Genomic DNA, 18,453 nt, shown 5'->3' on the forward strand with positions numbered 1-18,453 from the left:
TGCTATGAGTTCAGACTTTGAATTAGTGAGGGAAAATTTGAGATTTTTTAACTCATGAAATCGAAGTGTGCGTTGCGGCGAGGAACCAAATTATCCTCAGCGAGCGCAACGCTGTTCACTCATTCATGCAATCTCGAAACTATTATTACTCTTCGTCCTCATCGAAGTCAAAACCGATATCATCATCATCATCATCGTCAACATCTGGTCCCAAGGTATCATCCTCAGTCTCAGCGACAAAATCGTCCTCATCAACCTCAACTTCCTCAAAATCCTCATCAGGCTCAAGATCAGACGGGCGCCCGATTTCAAAACCGCTCTCGATAGTATAAGCGCGGCGCGCAGTACGGTCATCAAGTACCACATCCTCTTGCAAATCGTGGATGTCGTCATCAAACACAGCACCATCAAAACCCGCATCCTGGACCCCAGCATCCTCATAGGCATTGAACCCAGTACCCGCAGGAATCAGGCGACCGATAATCACATTTTCCTTGAGCCCGCGCAGCCAGTCAGACTTACCTTCGATCGCAGCCTCAGTCAACACCCGCGTAGTCTCCTGGAACGAAGCAGCAGAAATAAAGCTGTCGGTATTCAGCGAAGCCTTAGTAATCCCCAGCAACACCGGAGTATAATCCGCCGGCGCTCCACCAGTAATTGACATCGCCTCATTCACCTGCTCAACCTGCCGCAATTCCACCAACTCGCCGGGGAGCATAGTAGTATCGCCGCCATCTTCCATCCTGACTTTGTTGGTCATCTGGCGGACGATGACCTCGATGTGCTTATCAGAAATATCCACGCCCTGAGACTGATAAACCGATTGCACCTCATTCACCAAAAACGTCTGTACCTGTTGGAAACTCTCCAAAGCAGCCTCAAAAGTAGACTGCCGCTCCTTGAGCACGTGGAAGAACACCTCCAGAATTTCGTGAGGGTTAGCAGGCCCGTCGGTCAAAGCTTCGGCGACGCCTACGCGCTGTCCGTCGGAGACGATCGGGTTTTGACCAGGCAACAAAGGATACTCCTCAATCCGGCCATCATCCTCAATCACCGCAAGTTCCACAACATCGTCATCCGTAACCACACGAGCCGTCCCCGGCCGCTTGGCTAAAATACAGGCCTCCTTCGGCTTCCGCCCTTCCAGAAGTTCTTCAATCCGTGGCAAACCCTGAATAATATCCCCAGTCTTTGCCCGCTCAAACACCAGAATCACCAAATTGTCACCCCTCTGCACCAAGTCGCCGTCGTCTACGTGCAGCACAGCACCAGCCGAAACCCGGTAAGGACGAGCCACCCTGAGCAAGAGTTTCGCCGGTTCTGTCTCCGACGCCGGTACAACCTTCACAACTTGGCCGGACTCTTCCAGAACAACCCCCGGAGCTATTTCGGTACCGGCTACCAGCAGTTGACCCGGACTCACATCCGGCGTACCGGCCACAGAGATCGAAATAGAATCCGCATCTCGCATCACCAACAGTCGGCGCACTGGTTCGCCCTGCCCCTCACGGATGCCCCGAACGATACCCGCTTCTTTGCAGAGAATCTCCGTGCGGGCAACTACTGCCCCGGGCGCGATCGACTGCCCATCTTCGACCAACAGCCGCGTGTGAGTGCTGCCCTGAGTCGGATCTGCAGATACGTCCCGCCGAATCACTAGCGATTCCAAAATGACTAGCTGCAAGCGGAAAGTCTTTGAAGCTTGATCGCCCCCATCGGCCAGGGGCATCGCCAACTCTTGCGAGGCAATAACGTCTTCAGGCGAACCCCAAGCCGGGCCCGAACCGTCCGCCCCAAAAGCCATAGCATCATCCTCATCCGGCAGCAGCTCGATATCCGCCGCCAGTTGCGGAGCTCCCGAACCAATTTCCAAAATAAGCTGAGTCCGCAGCAGTTCCAATCCCTCGACTGATTTGACGCGCTCCCCATCCTTATAAGGAAGTCGCTGCACCGCTTTCAAAGAGATCGACTCATTCAGCGCCGTCTGAGAAGGCACTGGTGGCTTATCCGGCACCGGAAACTCCACCACAGGCCGCAGCAGCAAAGCCGGGCCCTCGGGAGTTTCGATATACTCCGCATAGCCCAACTCTTCGGCAACCAAGCCTGGGAAAATTTCTTGACCGGCGTTGACGATTTGACCTTCCCCAAATGTTAGCGGCGGGCGGTCAACTACATGGAGTGTCCCAGGCTTAATCACAATTTCCCGGAGGATGTCATTTTTCTGAGTGATTTCCACTGCCCCGCTGGTTTGGCAGAAAATATCCTTAACGACTTCTGTACCGGCTTCAACGTACTGGCCATCTTCCACCAGCAGCAATGAAATATCTTTATTTACCTCGTGGCACTCTTCCGGTATCCAGAGCAGAGTCCCCCCCTTCACGACTTCGTAGCCAAGTTTAGCTTTGCCGCGCTTGTGGACTTCCACCCCCCCGTACTTGACAATGCCCCCTGTAGCTGTGCGGTAGCTGTCGTCGAGCAGTTCCGCCACCACTTCCCCGTTGATGACTTTGCTCCCGGGAGCCGTCTTCAGGGAAAACCGCTGCTTAGAAGATGTTTCGATCGTGTAGTGTTCGCGGCCGCCTGCACTTTCTGCCCGCACGACTGCTTGGTCAAGCAGGACTTGGGCGGTGATAATTTCGATTTCTCTGGGGTCAGCGATGCGGACTACGCCGCCGTGTTCGGAGACGAGTTTAGTTTCGGCAATCACGCTTTCGGCCGGAATGCGATCGCCATTTTTCACTGCAGGTTCCGCGCCAGGAGGCAAGTTGTAGACCTCTCCTGAGAGAATCCAAATCAGCCCGCCTTTGCTGGCTGTGCGGGTTGTGTTCCCTTGGCGGTCGGTTTTTTCTTCAGGCACCAAATCAGCAAATTTGGCTTCTCCTGCTAAGTCGGAAGCCACGTCTGTCGTCACTTTTTCCGTAGTTTTGCGGGCGGCGCGACCGACGATCGGCACTTCTGCTAAAACTTGACCGGGAATGGCGCGCTGTCCGTCTTTGACCATCAGAGTAGAACCCTGGACGATCGCCAATTCGATTTTCAGTTTTTGATTTTTAGCGCCGGATTTTCCTTCTTCAAATCCGTCGCCCTCAAATACAAGTTTGCCGTTGTTTTCTGCCACCAGTGCTTCTTCGCCGTGTCGGGTGCGGAACGAGCGAGTACGCAAGTTCTTGAATTTCACTACGCCGGGGAAGGGGGCGCGTTCTTGTTTGGCGACTTCTCCGGTGAATACGCCGCCGGTGTGGAAGGTACGCATGGTGAGCTGGGTTCCCGGTTCCCCGATCGACTGAGCTGCAATAATCCCGATCGCTTCTCCCATGTCCACCATTTTCAAGTGGGCGAGACTCCAGCCGTAGCAGTGCTGACAAACCGATCGGGTAGATTCACAAGTCAGGGGCGATCGTAAATACACCTCTGGCACCCCAGAATTACCAATTTCCCCCGCCAACTCCTCGGTAATTGGCTGATTTCGGACGGCTTTTTCACTGCCGTAAGCCACGATTTCCCCGGTTTTGGGGTGCACCACATCTCTGGCGAACACCCGCCCTAGCAGCCTGTCTTTGAGGGGGATCAGCACTGTTGCTCCGTCCGTCATCGGCCGCACTCTAATTCCCCGCTGGGTGCCGCAGTCCACTTCCCGCACAATTACGTCTTGGGAAACATCCACTAAGCGACGTGTAAGATAGCCAGAGTCTGCCGTCCGCAACGCTGTATCTACCAAGCCTTTGCGCGCGCCGTAGGAAGAGATGATGTATTCGGTGACGGTGAGTCCTTCGCGGAAGTTGGTTTTAATTGGCAAGTCGATGATTTCTCCTTGCGGGTCAGCCATCAATCCGCGCATTCCGACTAGCTGCCGCACTTGAGAAATGTTTCCCCGCGCCCCGGAGAATGCCATCATGTAGACCGAGTTTAGGGGGTCTGTGGCTCGGAAGTTTTTGACTACTTCGTCTTTGAGGTCTTCTGATGTGCTGTTCCAGGTATCGATTACTTTTTGGAAGCGTTCGACTTCGGTGATTTCACCTCTGGTGTATTTTTGTTCGGTGATGCGGATTTCTTCTTCGGCTGCATCGAGGAGCGATCGTTTTGACGGGGGAACCTGCAAATCGTCTACGCTAATCGAAACTCCCGCTCGTGTCGCAAAGCGGAAACCCAAGTCTTTGAGTTTATCGGCCATTTGCGCTGTACGGGCCGTTCCGTAGTGCATGAAAGACCAAGAGATTAATTTTTTGAGCTGACCTTTGTCAACAACTCGATTGCGAAAAACAATTTCCTTATTTTCTGTCATTTTTCTGAGTAGTGGTAATTGGTAATTGGTAACTTTTACTGCCGTTCGACTTCGCCTCCCCTGAGCGAAGCCGAAGGATTGAGGAACCGCGTAGCCGAAGTATTGGTAATTGGTAATTGGTAATTGGTAATTGATAAGTAGAGCGGCGGCAAAAAACAACAAGCATTTTGTAGGGGCTGGTTTAGCGTATAAGGAACAGAGCCAAGCTAGGAGATGAATGCACTCACCTGCCATTCCCATAATAAAGTTGATTTGCACCTACCTACTTAATTGGTAATTAGTAACTTTTACAGCCCTTCCACTTCGCTCATTAACCGCATCGCTGAAAGTATTTGTAAGTAGTAATGGGTGAATTTTTTGGTTCAAATCACTATTATTTGTTAGCGATTATTTGTCAGTTATTACCCATTACCTCTTACCCCTTACCTCTTACCCCTTACCCATTTCTAATTGTTAATTACCGATTCGATGGTTTGGTGATAGATAATCCGACCCGGAGTAGTGCGAATGAATTGATTGATCACCTTGCCGTCTCCGTCTTCCCGAACCCGGCGGAACTTGTATTCTTTCGTCACGATACCGTTGGTAGAGCGTTCCACCTTCAGCGGTTCTCCCTCGGGTTCTGTGTTTTCTATGGCGCCTTGAAACCTCACCCACACATAAGAGTGCAAGTCAACGACTCCTTGTTCGTAAGCTACAACCGCGTCGGTGAGGTTGGAGAAATAGTGACCGGCTCCTTTTTGAGCGTCAGGATTTTCGGCTGTCAAGTAATAGCAACCGAGCACCATATCTTGAGAAGGAGTAACGATCGGCCTTCCCGTTGCTGGCGACATAATGTTATTAGAAGCCAGCATCAGCAACCGCGCTTCCGCCTGAGATTCCAGAGACAAAGGAACGTGTACGGCCATTTGGTCGCCGTCAAAGTCAGCGTTAAAAGCCGGACAGACTAGCGGGTGAAGCTGAATTGCCCTCCCGTCCACCAAAATCGGCTCAAAGGCTTGAATCCCCAAACGGTGAAGCGTCGGCGCCCGGTTCAGCATTACCGGGTGTCCTTCAATCACCTCCTGAAGCACGTCCCAAACACTGGGATCGTTGCGCTGGATCAGTTTTTTGGCAGCTTTGATGTTGTTGACCAATCCTTGGCGGATCAGGCGGTGGATGACGAAAGGCTGGAAAAGTTCGATCGCCATTTCCCTCGGCAAACCGCACTGATGAATTTTCAGTTTCGGCCCCACCACAATCACCGAACGCCCGGAGTAATCAACCCGTTTCCCGAGCAAGTTTTGCCGGAAGCGGCCTTGTTTCCCTTCAATGATGTCCGACAACGACTTCAGCGGGCGGTTGTTTGCCCCCACCACCGTCCGGCCGCGGCGACCGTTGTCAATCAGTGCATCCACAGCTTCTTGCAGCATCCGCTTTTCGTTGCGGATGATAATCTCCGGCGCCAGAATTTCTTGCAGTCTCGCCAAGCGGTTATTGCGGTTGATGACTCTCCGATAGAGGTCGTTGAGGTCACTCGTTGCAAAACGCCCGCCGTCTAACTGCACCATCGGCCGCAAGTCCGGGGGAATCACCGGAATCACATTGAGTACCATCCAATCGGGATGAGAACCCGTAGCGATGAAGTTGTCAATTACTCGCAAGCGTTTAATCAACTTCGCCCGTTTTTGACCTTTAGCATTAGCAATATCTTCCCGCAGCTTTTCCGCTTCACTTTCTAGCGGAATGTTTTGCAGCAAAACTTGTAAAGCTTCAGCACCAATCCCCACTTCTACACCTGTGAGTGTGGAATCTTCGCTGTAAAGTTCGTCTTCTATTTCCAGCCAAGCATCTTCCGTGAGCAATTGCTTGTATTGCAGCTTCTCTGCATTACCTGCATTGAGGACAACGTAGGCATTGAAATAGACAATTTGTTCGACATCTCGCAGCGGCATATCTAACAGAATTGCCATGTAACTCGGGATGCCTTTGAGATACCAAACGTGAGCTACTGGAGCTGCTAATTTGATAAAGCCCATGCGATGGCGGCGGACGCGAGATTCAGTGACTTCAACACCGCATCTTTCGCAAACAATGCCTCTATGGCGAACTCGTTTGTACTTCCCACAATGACATTCCCAATCTTTTGCAGGCCCAAAAATGCGCTCGCAAAACAAGCCATCCATTTCAGGTTTTAACGTGCGATAATTTATGGTCTCCGGTTTTGTCACCTCTCCAGTTATCTGACCGTTGGGTAAAGTTCTCTCTCCCCACTGTCGAATTCTTTCTGGTGAAGCTAACCCAATCTTGACGTAATCAAAGCGTTGTTCTATTTTAGCCATTCTTGACTCCAATTAATAATTTACAGTCGATTATTGGTGGTTGTTTATCTTTTTTGGTTGCTTGTTTTACGGCTTAAATCAATGTTATACTCCTCTATATGTGACGTGGTTTTTAATATCAGAGATGACACTTGACGATACTCCAAAGTCATCAGCGATTTTAGAAATTGATTCTCTACCTCTAATTCTTTTTCGTACCTCAAGAGCTTGCTCAAAAGTCAATTTGCGATCGAGATATCCACCCATGCGAGGAACTGGAACCTCTTCGCCTGCTTCCTTCCAAGTGACGTGATACTTAATATCGTGTATGGTTTTGCGACCAACACTGTATTCCTGAGCTACATCCTTCACTCTCTCTCCTGCTGCTAGTTTTTGCCGAATTTCTCGCACCTTTTCCCAGTCTAATTTGGCATTGGAAAGGGGATGACTTTTGCCTTGAGTGCGTCCTTTCTTAGAAGCATCTAATAAATTTTGAGTGCGCGTTCCACCCCAAAGGTGTTCTGGATTAATACAACTGGGATTATCGCAGGTATGACAAGCATCCATCGAAGTGGGAACTTCACATCCTAATTTCTCTGCTAAAACAGCACGAGTAACTGATTGGGATTTCCCATTTTTAAAGTACCTGCCATAACCACCTTGACCATCCTTTGCACCTTGAAAAATTATGCAGCCGCTGTCTTGAATTTCTCCTACAAAGCCGGGGGGAACTGTAGTGAAGTTATGGGGAATTTTTGCCTGAAGTATCTTAGTAATAGTGTCATACTGTACGCCATACTCTTTTTTTAGGTGGCTTTTGGTGGTTCCAGCTAAATATTGACGCTGAATTTCCCGCAGTTGTTCGATCGAGAGTTTGCCAATACCCGGAATACTTTTGCGTCTGGGAGTTTTGCGATCGCGCCCCATCATCTGCTGCGTATTCTCAGCCGCAGTTCCAGCTACGAGATGTGCTGGGTTGATGCAGCTTGGATTGTCGCAGATGTGGCAAGCAAAATAACCGGAATCTAGAAATCCTGGTATTTTTGATTCGAGCACTAATCGGTGGACTAATACCGTTTTGCCCTCGATCCACTTGCGCCCGTAACCATTTTTCAGCTTGCTCCCTTGCCAGTTAATACAGCCAGTCTTCAGGTCAAATTCTCCTTCTATTCCTGGGACAACTGTTACAATAGTCATGTCAGCGTCTCTCCTCTTAAGAGCGTTGATTCGCCTCAACAGTGTTCGTACCACTGCTGAGGCATTTTTATTTGAGATTGTCGATTAAAGATTAAAGAATTGAATGGTGTCAAACAATCTTTAATCTTTAATCTTTAATCTTTAATGCCTAATCCTCATCTTCGTCGCGAGAAAGCGATTCGTAAGTAGGCCGGGAGGGCGATCGCTTGCCCCCAGCATCCGCCATCAAATCCACCTCAACGTGCTCGCTGCCCTCGTCGGATGTATTCACCTTGTGCACGGCAATATCCAAGCACAAAGACTGCAACTCCCGCATCAGCACCTTGAAAGATTCCGGCGTACCGGGGCGCGGAATAGCTTTGCCTTTAACAATGGCATTCAAAGCCTCGTTTCGGCCCTGCATATCGTCCGACTTCACAGTCAGCAGTTCTTGCAAGGTGTAAGCGCAGCCAAAAGCTTCCAAAGCCCAGACTTCCATTTCCCCGAACCGCTGACCCCCCTGCTGCGCTTTGCCGCCCAAAGGCTGCTGCGTTACCAGCGAGTAAGGGCCCGTGCTGCGGGCGTGGATTTTGTCATCTACCAAGTGGACGAGTTTGAGCATATAAGCGATGCCGACTGTGACTGGGCGATCGAACGGTTCCCCAGTTCGGCCATCGTAGACAATAGTCTTGCCGGGGTGCTTTTCGTTAAACACCCACGGCTTACCAGTTTTTTCCCTGGCTTCCTGCAGCTTGCCGTGTACGGTTTCCCGCGACTTTTCAGCCCCGTGCATTTCGTCGAAGGGAACCATTTTGAACCGCATCGACAGATTTTCGCCGGCCCATCCCAGCAAGCACTCAAAAATCTGACCCACATTCATCCGCGACGGTACGCCCAAGGGATTGAGCACTATGTCAACGGGAGTTCCGTCGGGCAAATAAGGCATATCCTCCATCGGCAGAATCCGGGACACAATACCCTTATTTCCGTGGCGGCCGGCCATTTTGTCGCCGACTTGAATCTTCCGCTTTTGAGCCACGTAGACGCGGACGACCATGTTTGCGCCCGGGGGCAGTTCGTCGCCCTGTTCGCGGGTAAACACCCGCACGTCCACTACGCGGCCTTTTTCGCCGTTAGGGACGCGAAGGGAATTGTCGCGCACGTCGCGGGCTTTTTCACCGAAGATTGCCCTCAGCAGTTTTTCTTCCGGCGGTTGGTCGGATTCGCCTTTGGGGGTGACTTTGCCCACCAAAATGTCGCTAGCTTCCACCCAAGCACCCTTGCGGATAATCCCCTGTTCGTCTAGCTGGCGCAGCGCGTCTTCGCCGACGTTAGGAATTTCGCGGGTGATTTCTTCGGGGCCGAGTTTGGTTTGGCGGGCTTCGATTTCATATTTTTCAATGTGGATGCTGGTGTAGACATCTTCGTAAACCAAACGCTCGCTAATTAGCATCGCGTCTTCGTAGTTGTAGCCTTCCCAAGGCATATAAGCGACGAGGATGTTGTGTCCTAGAGCGAGTTCTGCCCCTTCGGTGGAGGAACCGTCCGCGAGCACTTGACCTGCTACGACGCGATCGCCCTCATAAATCAGCGGACGCTGGTTTAAACAAGTATCTTGGTTAGAGCGCTGATATTTTTGCAGTTCGTGTTCGATGCAGCCAGCATATTTTTGCTTCCAAACCGAGGGCTGTTTGACTTTGAGATCGTCGTATTCCTTAATCAGGAAATGTTCTTCGCTGGAATTCGATTCGGCATCTACAGCCAGGGGTTTGACAATAATCCGGGTAGCGTCGATATAAATCACCTCGCCGTCGATCCGGGAAACCACAACCATCCCGGAATCTCGCGCCGCCTGAGCTTCTAAGCCCGTACCGACTAGCGGCCGTTCTGGTTTCAGTAGCGGCACAGCTTGCCGCTGCATATTCGAGCCCATCAGAGCTCGGTTGGCGTCGTCGTGTTCCAAGAAGGGAATCAGCGATGTCGCTACGGAGACGATTTGCACGGGCGAAATCGCCATGTAGTCCACCTGCATGGGTGTGGTGGTGGTAAATTCTTGGCGGTAGCGGACGGCTACGGTTTCGCCTAAGAGGTTGTTGTTTTCGTCGAGGCTGATGTCTCCGGGGGCGACGCGCAAGTCGTCTTCTTCATCGGCTGTCATGTAGACGGGGGCTTTGTCGCGCAGCACCTGTCCTTTTTCTACTGGATAAAAAGGAGTTTCGATGAAGCCGTAGGGGTTGACGCGGGCGTGGGTTGCCAAGGAACCGATCAGACCGGCGTTGGGACCTTCTGGTGTTTCGATCGGACAAATCCGGCCGTAGTGGGACGGGTGAATGTCCCGCACTGCAAACCCGGCGCGTTCCCGAGTCAGACCTCCTGGGCCCAAGGCGGAAAGCCGACGTTTGTGAGTCAGTTCTGCCAGAGGGTTGGTTTGATCCATGAACTGCGATAGCTGCGAGGAACCGAAGAATTCCTTGATTGCTGCTACCAGCGGTTTGGGGTTGACCAGAGAAGCGGGGCTGAGGGAGTCGGCATCCGAGACGGTCATTCTTTCGCGGATGATCCGTTCTAAGCGGTTAAGTCCGACGCGCACTTGGTTTTGCAGCAGTTCTCCGACACTGCGGACGCGACGGTTGCCTAAGTGGTCGATGTCGTCGGTGGAGCCGATGTCGAATTCGAGGTTAATTAAGTAGTCGATCGCCGTCAAGATATCTTGCGATGTCAGCACCCGCATGGTATCGGGGACTGTCAAGCGCAATTTTTTGTTGAGTTTGTAGCGGCCGACTCTGCCCAAATCGTAGCGTTTGGGGTCAAAAAAGCGCGAGTTGAGGAGCTGTTCGCCGCCCGCCACTGTGGGGGGTTCACCTGGACGGAGTTTGCGGTAGAGCTCCATCAAAGCTTCTTCTTCGCCGAATTGTCCTTCTTTCTCGATCGTTTTTTGGAAGTATTCCGGGTGGCGCAGGGAGTCGTAGATTTCGCCGTCTGTGAGTCCGAGGGCTTTGAGCAGCACCTGAGCCGATAGTTTGCGCGTTTTGTCGATTCTGACCCAGACTAAATCGTTTTTGTCTGTTTCAAATTTCAGCCAAGCGCCTCGGTTGGGGATCAGGGAGGCGTTGTAGGAACGGCGACCGTTTTTGTCGGTTTCCGATTTGTAGTAGACGCCTGGCGATCGCACGATTTGGTTGACAATCACCCGTTCGGCGCCGTTGATGATGAAAGTGCCGCGCTCGGTCATCAAGGGCAAATCGCCGATGAAGACTTCTTGTTCTTTGATTTCCCCTGTTTCTTTGTTAATCAGGCGGGTGGGTACGTACATTTGCACCGAGTAGGTGCTGTCCCTGCGCTTTGCTTCGTCCACATCATATTTGGGGCGCTTGAGTTTGAAGTCTTTGCCCATGAAGTGGAGTTCCAGCTTGCCCGTGTAGTCTGTAATCGGGGAGAAGCTGTCGAGTTCTTCGATCAGTCCGGCTTCTAGGAACCAGCGAAAACTTGCCCGCTGGATTTCTATCAAATCGGGCAAGGTGAAGGCGAATTCTGTGTAATCTTTAGTGGTCATGGGGGTCCTTTTTCCGCAGTGGCTCTAGCTTTTTACATGGCGCCAAGGATGGGCTTTTTTACCTTGTTGCGTTTTTTTGATGGATTGTGTGAGAGAATTTATATGATGTTTTCGATCGCCTGCCAACTGGTGCAACGGTTATTTTTGCTGGTGGCTCGCAGTATTTTTGTGCGGATTTTAGTTTCGATCGAGATGCTTTTAGCTCTGATCTCGTGGTAGCCCGGGGTAAATTCCCTACACTTTAGACTCCTAAAATTGACTTGACAGCTATTGGCAAATTGCTGAGGTTCCAAGTTTCTTCTGATGTGTAACTTTGAGTTATTTCGTGAAGTTTTGGCCGCTCCCGAAGGTTAGCGTACTCGCGTTGTGTTGGCATTTGCCGGGGCGACATCGCAGTCGTGGATAGTAAGCCAACGCCCGATCGGTCGGTTCTTTTTATTATAGGACGCAAATCCGATCGCAACAGGCAACGCCAAAAGAATCTCCAATAAAGGATGAATTCGGTTTTTTAGGCAGGATACAAATGGGATTGTCCCTATCGCTAGGCCCTAAATCGACCTTTTTTCCTCGTTTCTTTGTTCTTCTATAGCTAAACTGAAAAGCCGAATAGCTGACAGGCATTTTCGGTTGTCTGCTGGGACAAAGTTAAGAGAGAAACTCCTCTCAATTTAGCAACTTGCTCGGCTACGTAGTAGACGTAGGCTGGTTCGTTGCGTTTTCCCCGCTGGGGTACGGGGGCGAGAAAAGGGCAATCTGTCTCGACTAGGATGCGATCGCTATTTACCATACAAGCTGATTCTTGTATTTGCAAGGCTTTTTTAAAGGTGACTGTTCCGCTAAAACTGATGTAGAAACCCAAGTCTAAAAACCACTGGGTTTCTTCAGGAGTGCCTCCCCAGCAGTGCATCACGCCACGTACTGGGCCGCGTGTTTGCCAAAAGTTCCGGAGCATTTCGGCCATTGGGGCGGCGGCGTCGCGACAGTGGATAATGACTGGTTTGTCAAGTTCCTGGGCGATTTCAAGCTGTGCCTCAAACACTTTAAACTGGTGTTCGCGATCGTCAGCTTTAAAAAAGTCTAGTCCGGTTTCGCCGATCGCCACTACCCGAGAGTCCGAATTTGCTAATTCCCTAATCTGGCTCGCAGTCTCGTCTTTCCACTTGTCGGCATCTAGGGGGTGGAGTCCAACCGCAAACGAGACTTCGGCAAACTGATTGGCGATTGCTTGAATGCCGGCAAACTCTTCTGGCTCTACGCAAGAATGAACCAGCCGAACTACACCAGCTTCGCGCCAGCGTTCTCGAATGGCTTCTAACTCAGATTTGTAGGTCTCAAAGTTGATATGAACGTGAGTGTCGATGAGCTGCATGGGGGAAGCAGATTAGAGGTGATACGAGAGCGTCCGACTTGTTGACGGTTGAGGGTGAGAGGGGAAGAGTGGGATAGGGAGAGAGTGGGAAAAATCTTTCCTTTTCCTTCTTCCTGCTTCGCTGGGACTTTTTCCCTCAACATCCATTAAATCCCGTACATTGCTCGTTGCTGAGCTTCCTTGTGTCTTAGGATGCTACTTGTGTTTCGTGTGGCTTGAGGGTTCTCGCCAAGCGGGACTTTTTGCGATCGCCGTTGTTACGGTGGAGTACACCTTTTTTGACAGCTTTGTCAATTTTGCTGTATGCCTCTGACATACGTTGCTGGACTTCTTGCATTAATTCAGGTGTCGGAGCTGCGGCGTACTTGTCAACGGCTACAAAATACTTCTTCATCAAAGTTTTGACCGCTGACTTGTAAGATTTGTTGTACAAGCGGTTACGTTCGGCGATTTTGACTCGTTTGACGGCGGACTTAATATTTGCCATAGTTCAGTTGCTGGAAGTAGGTATTCATTGATACACCCTAGTCTCAAGACAGTCTCAAGACACGGGGATTTTGAAGGACAACCTTTTCGGGATCGATCCGCAAAAAGCTTGATTTTTAATGGCGGAGTGAGACAGCCACTTTCCATTAGCTCAGATTGAGCTGAGTCTGTGGCTACTTTTTGGCGACGCCCGCGCAATAATTTTTTATTGACTCATTTAACTGCCTGTTTTTTACCCCTGACAATACCCAAAGGTATGACACGGGTGTTACAGAGGCGTTTTGCGGTGTTTCCACCGTCACGAGTTAAAGTCACGGTTTCTTGCGCGCAATTTTCAAGTATACAATAATTTGGCGTTTTTTTATAAAAAAATTATCAGGTGTTGGAAAAACTAATATAGCACCTATTCTGCTTAAAATCCAATTCTCTGAAAAATCCAAGTTAAGCTATAACAAAGAATACAGGTGATTTGGGTTTCGGCAAGAAGCACTTACCGAAGGTAGAAGGTAAAAAGCTGAAGGTAGAAGGTAGAAGGTAGAAGACAGCCGGATCTGAAGGTAGAAGGTAGAAGGCAGAATCAAAATTCTTCCGCTCTAACACTCTCCCTCTCGGATATTATCGGGGTCGGACACTCTCCCCCTCTGCGTTCCCACCCTCTTCCTGGGCACCGGGTTCTCTGGCGGGCAATTTAAGAGAGAAGGTTGTGACTTGTCCTCAGTGTTGCAAAATCATCGAGAGAGATTTAAACGCTGCACTGAAGCCTTGGAAAATGCCGCGACTCTCGCGGTTTAAGCTTGTGGACTGGTGGTGGTCTACTTCTCTAGGAGAACCCCACAAAAATTCCCAATTGTCAAGCAAATGTTAGTGAATTATAGACGGCATTCCTAATCTCCATGCTGCGAATCATTACTCAGTGGGTTGAGGCACAAGCTGAACTGCGACGAATCTGCGATCGCACCCACGACGAACTTGTTATTCACAAAGAAGCCACCGTGCGCGAGGTGCTGCAAGCTGTAAGGCGCAAAGGCGATCAGGCTGTGCTGCAATATACTGCTGAATTTGACCGCATCACCCTAAATGCGGAAGAGTTGCGCGTCAGTGGCGCCGAATTGGATGCTGCTTACCAGCAAATATCGAAAGAATTATTAAATGCGATTCGGCTGGCTTGCAAACAGGTAGAGGCGTTTCACCGACAGCGCGTCCCGAAGTCTTGGGTGCAGTTTGGTGATGACGAGATTGTTTTGGGCAAGCGCTACACGCCGGTCGATCGGGCCGGGATCTACATCCCTGGCGGTCAAGCCTCCTATCCCAGCTCGGTGATCATGAATGCGGTTCCTGCCAAGGTCGCCAAGGTTCCGAAACTGGTGATGTGTACTCCCCCCGGGCAGGAGAAAAAAATGAATCCTGCCGTGCTCGTAGCGGCTCAGGAAGCGGGAGTTGATGAAATTTATCGGGTAGGTGGGGCTCAGGCGATCGCAGCTTTGGCTTACGGTACAGAAACTATTCCGAAGGTGGATTTAATTACTGGGCCGGGGAATATTTACGTCACCCTGGCGAAAAAACTGGTTTATGGGACTGTGGGGATCGATTCTCTGGCTGGCCCCTCGGAGGTGCTGATTATCGCTGATGGCAAGGCAAATCCTGTGCACGTAGCGGCCGATATGTTGGCTCAAGCTGAACATGATTCGATGGCATCGGCGATTTTGCTGACGGCGGATTCGGTGCTGGCGAGAAAAGTCGTGGCTGAGGTAGAGAAACAGTTGGCGAATCACCCGCGCCGGACTTTGACGGAAAAGGCGATCGCCAATTACGGTTTAGTCGTAGTGGTTGAGTCTCTGAAGGCGGCGGCGGAACTCTCTAACGAGTTTGCTCCCGAACATTTGGAATTGCAAGTGGCAGATCCTTGGGCTTTGCTGGAGCAAATTCGCCACGCTGGGGCGATTTTCTTGGGCTACTCGACACCGGAAGCTGTGGGAGATTATTTGGCGGGGCCGAATCATACTTTGCCGACTTCTGGAGCTCCCCGCTATGCGTCGCCACTGTGTGTCGAAACTTTCATGAAGCATTCGAGTTTGATTGATTATTCGCCGACTGCACTGAAAAAGGTGGCTAAGGCGATTAATGTTTTGGCCCAAGCTGAGGGTTTGCCTTCTCACGCTGATTCAGTGCGACTGCGGACTGAAAATCAGGGGGATGATCAATTTTAGATGGTAGGTTTGAGTTTGGTGATCGAGATTTACGCATTTCGGGCTTAAGAAACCCGGTTTCTTCCAATATCTTGCTTAAATTACGCAATAATGTTAAGAAACCGGGTTTTTGTGTAGTAATGATGCTGTTGGTGGGAAGCGCTAAATTGTGGAAAGTAGGCGACTATCAATGAGAAGTTTAAAGTCTAATATCTGAGATTTAAAGGTGCATTATATTGAATACTGTTTTGGTGGCGATCGACAATTCTGAGTTTGCAGCACAGGTTTTGCAAGCTGTAGGGCTATTTAAGCTAGAACCGACGGCAAAGGTGATTCTAGTTCATGTTGTCAGTTCTGGTATTTCGGATTTTGATACGGAGGTCGATCGACCTCACGCTCAGGGAAATGAGATTGCTTACCGAGAAGTAGAGAAGTTGTTGCAATCTTATCAGGAAATGTTGCCTTGCCAGAGTGAGTTGGAGATTGTTTCGGGGGAACCGGCGCAGGAGATTTTGCGTTTGGCGAATATTTATCAAGTGGACTTAATTGCGATCGGCTGTCGGGGTTTGACTGGTTTGAAGCGGATTTTGGAGGGTTCGGTGAGTGCTGAGGTTGTGGCTGATGCTCCTTGTTCGGTGTTGGTGGTGCGGGCGAAGTAAGTAGGCTGGTAAATGCGATCGACTATTGCATTTACATAAACCAAGATAGCTATTAATATCATTTGTTAGTTGAATGCAAAAATTAACGACCTATCAAATATATGCTATTTTGTCAATTTACCGACCAACGGACAAATAAAAAACTTCCAGTAAGCGATCGCTTTTAACCGCAGATTAACGGGGCTACAAAAAGGGCGATTCACGCTCGGGATAGCTCCGCTTCAGGCTCCTTGGATGAATTGATATTATGATAGACTCGAACCAATGGCTAAGCATTATCATCTATGCCTCCAACTGCGAATTGTCTAAAAATTCCTCTGCGCGGTGTTCTTGTTGTTCCTTTTGTTCTACAAATCTTTACAGCAGTGAGCTTAACAGGTTGGCTTTCCTTACGCAATGGACAAAAAGCGGTTAACGATGTGGCGAGTCAACTTCGTCAGGAACTAATAGCACGCATTGAAGGAGAACTCAAGCAATATATCAACAAACCTCATAATATCAATCGTGTGAATTCAGTCGCTTTTGCACAGGGCCACATGGACATGGTGAATGGCCGCAACGCTAAGCAATTTTTAACCCAAGTGCAAATCTCCTCTTTTGTTTTTTCCTCCTATTGTGGCGATGCTCAAGGATATTATCTGGGTGCGACTCGTCGAGAGTCAAAAATCGCGATGACTGCGAGTAATCAAGAAACAAACTATCATTTTTATTTTTATGAAATGGATAATTGGGGCGATCGGCAAAAATTCCTAGAACAGGTAAACTCTTCTTACGATCCTCGCCAACGCCCCTGGTATCTTTCTGCTGTGAAAGCAGGGAAGCCTACTTGGAGCAAGATTTTTGTGAATATTGTCAACAATGGTAAGCCTGCAATTACTGCCAGCGAACCTGTCTATGACTCAGAAGGTAAACTTGTGGGTGTCTGTGCCACTCTTGTTGTCCTCTCAGAAAATTTAAGGGAATTTCTGGGAAGTTTGTCTATTGGTAAAACAGGTAAGGCTTTTGTGATGGAGCGATCGGGTTCAATGATTTCTAGTTCCACAAAAGAGCCACTAATCAAAGGACAAGGTAAAGCTCAGAAGATGATTTACGCCGTGGAAAGTAGCGAACCATTTGTGCGGGAGACAGCTAAATATTTGCAGAAATATTTTGGTAACTTTGACCAAATTCATAAATCAGAACAGTTAGAATTTACCCTCAACAGTGAACGGCAGTTTGTTCAGTTGCTACCGCTGAATGATGGTAGAGGCATCGATTGGCTAATTGTAGTCGTCGTGCCTGAATCTGATTTTATGGAGCAAATAAATTATAATAGAAATACGACGATTATCCTCTGTCTGTTATCACTGGTAATCGCAACAGGATTAGCAATTATCACTTCACAATGGATAGCTAAACCTATTCGGCGATTGAGTCAAGCCAGTCAGGCGATCGCCAGTGGAAATTTCGAGCAAAATGTTCCCGACACTCTCGTAGAGGAATTGGTAACTTTATCAGTATCTTTTAATCAAATGAGTCACGAATTAAAGAACTCTTACCACAACCTCGAACAAAAAGTAGAAGAACGCACTCAAGAACTACGGGAGACTCAAGCCCAACTCATCCAAAGTGAGAAAATGTCATCTCTGGGGCAACTGGTAGCCGGGATTGCCCATGAAGTGAATAATCCCGCGAATTTTATTCACGGTAATTTATCTCATCTTAGCCAATATACCCAAGATTTACTAGAGCTAGTAGAGCTTTATCAAAAGTATTATCCCCAGCCGGTATCGGAGATTCAAGCCAAGTCGGAAGATATTGAGATCGAATTTTTGAGCGAAGACTTATCAAAAGTTCTCAAGTCTATGAAAGTAGGTTCTGAACGTATCCGCGATATTGTTAAATCTCTACGGAATTTTTCTCGATTGGACGAAGCAGATTTCAAAGCTGTCGATATCCATGAAGGCATTGAAAGCACCCTGATGATTCTGCAAAATCGTCTCAAGCCCAGACACACACATCCAGAGATTGAAGTGATCAAAGAGTACGGTAATCTGCCGCCGATCGAATGTTATGCAGGACAACTGAACCAGGTATTTATAAATATTCTGACCAATGCTCTGGATGCTTTAGATGAGCGAGATAGGGTGGAGAAAAAGACAATTTGGATTAGTACGAGTCTGTATAACTCAGAATTGGTCAGAATTTGTATTGCTGATAATGGGTGTGGCATCACAGAGGAAGTCAAAAAACGGCTATTTGACCCATTTTTTACAACCAAACCGGTAGGAAAAGGTACGGGAATGGGGATGTCTATTAGTTATCAAATTGTGATCCAAAAGCATAAAGGAAAACTGTGGTGTACATCAAAACCCGGAGAAAGAACAGAGTTTTGGATCGAAATTCCCCTAAATCAAAGTGTTATTTAGTTGAGGATATTCGCGAACGGTGAAATTATCTTGC

Annotated in this window: 10 protein-coding genes; 3 read left to right on the forward strand and 7 right to left on the reverse strand. The window is 49.2% G+C overall.

Translation table 11 applies throughout. The features are described 5' to 3' along the window. Positions 1-145 precede the first annotated feature (145 nt). From QUA58_RS11815 to rpsT, 7 genes are all read right to left on the reverse strand, one after another. On the reverse strand, positions 146-4,282 hold the full coding sequence (locus QUA58_RS11815) for a DNA-directed RNA polymerase subunit beta'' (RefSeq protein WP_333394195.1): 4,137 nt from the start codon (positions 4,280-4,282) through the stop codon (positions 146-148). A 446-nt stretch (positions 4,283-4,728) separates the two neighbouring features. After that, positions 4,729-6,603, reverse strand: a complete 1,875-nt coding sequence (locus QUA58_RS11820) for a DNA-directed RNA polymerase subunit gamma (protein WP_333249627.1) — start codon at positions 6,601-6,603, stop codon at positions 4,729-4,731. An 84-nt stretch (positions 6,604-6,687) separates the two neighbouring features. Next, positions 6,688-7,779: an HNH endonuclease gene (locus tag QUA58_RS11825; protein ID WP_333394186.1), complete on the reverse strand. Its 1,092-nt coding sequence runs from the start codon at positions 7,777-7,779 to the stop codon at positions 6,688-6,690. Positions 7,780-7,927: 148 nt separating this feature from the next. Further along, positions 7,928-11,311, reverse strand: a complete 3,384-nt coding sequence (gene rpoB, locus QUA58_RS11830) for a DNA-directed RNA polymerase subunit beta (protein ID WP_333394187.1) — start codon at positions 11,309-11,311, stop codon at positions 7,928-7,930. Between the two features lie 241 nt (positions 11,312-11,552). Beyond that, positions 11,553-11,687 (reverse strand): hypothetical protein, encoded by a 135-nt coding sequence (locus tag QUA58_RS11835; protein ID WP_333394188.1) that lies wholly within the window; start codon positions 11,685-11,687, stop codon positions 11,553-11,555. 213 nt (positions 11,688-11,900) lie between these two features. Continuing rightward, positions 11,901-12,680 (reverse strand): TatD family hydrolase, encoded by a 780-nt coding sequence (locus QUA58_RS11840; protein ID WP_333394189.1) that lies wholly within the window; start codon positions 12,678-12,680, stop codon positions 11,901-11,903. 187 nt (positions 12,681-12,867) lie between these two features. Beyond that, on the reverse strand, positions 12,868-13,167 hold the full coding sequence (gene rpsT / locus QUA58_RS11845; protein ID WP_333249618.1) for a 30S ribosomal protein S20: 300 nt from the start codon (positions 13,165-13,167) through the stop codon (positions 12,868-12,870). 892 nt (positions 13,168-14,059) lie between these two features. On the opposite strand from rpsT, the gene hisD reads away from it, so the two are divergent. The 3 genes from hisD (at position 14,060) to QUA58_RS11860 (ending at position 18,419) form a co-directional block, all read left to right on the forward strand. Then, positions 14,060-15,373: a histidinol dehydrogenase gene (gene hisD, locus QUA58_RS11850; RefSeq protein ID WP_333249617.1), complete on the forward strand. Its 1,314-nt coding sequence runs from the start codon at positions 14,060-14,062 to the stop codon at positions 15,371-15,373. Between the two features lie 212 nt (positions 15,374-15,585). Continuing rightward, positions 15,586-16,011, forward strand: a complete 426-nt coding sequence (locus tag QUA58_RS11855; protein WP_333249860.1) for a universal stress protein — start codon at positions 15,586-15,588, stop codon at positions 16,009-16,011. A 284-nt stretch (positions 16,012-16,295) separates the two neighbouring features. Then, a complete protein-coding gene (locus tag QUA58_RS11860; RefSeq protein WP_333394191.1) occupies positions 16,296-18,419 on the forward strand; it encodes an ATP-binding protein in 2,124 nt (707 codons plus the stop codon). The last annotated feature ends 34 nt before the right edge of the window (positions 18,420-18,453 follow it).

The sequence above is a fragment of the Microcoleus sp. N9_A1 genome (genome assembly GCF_036701795.1).
Taxonomy (GTDB): Bacteria; Cyanobacteriota; Cyanobacteriia; order Cyanobacteriales; family Microcoleaceae; genus Microcoleus.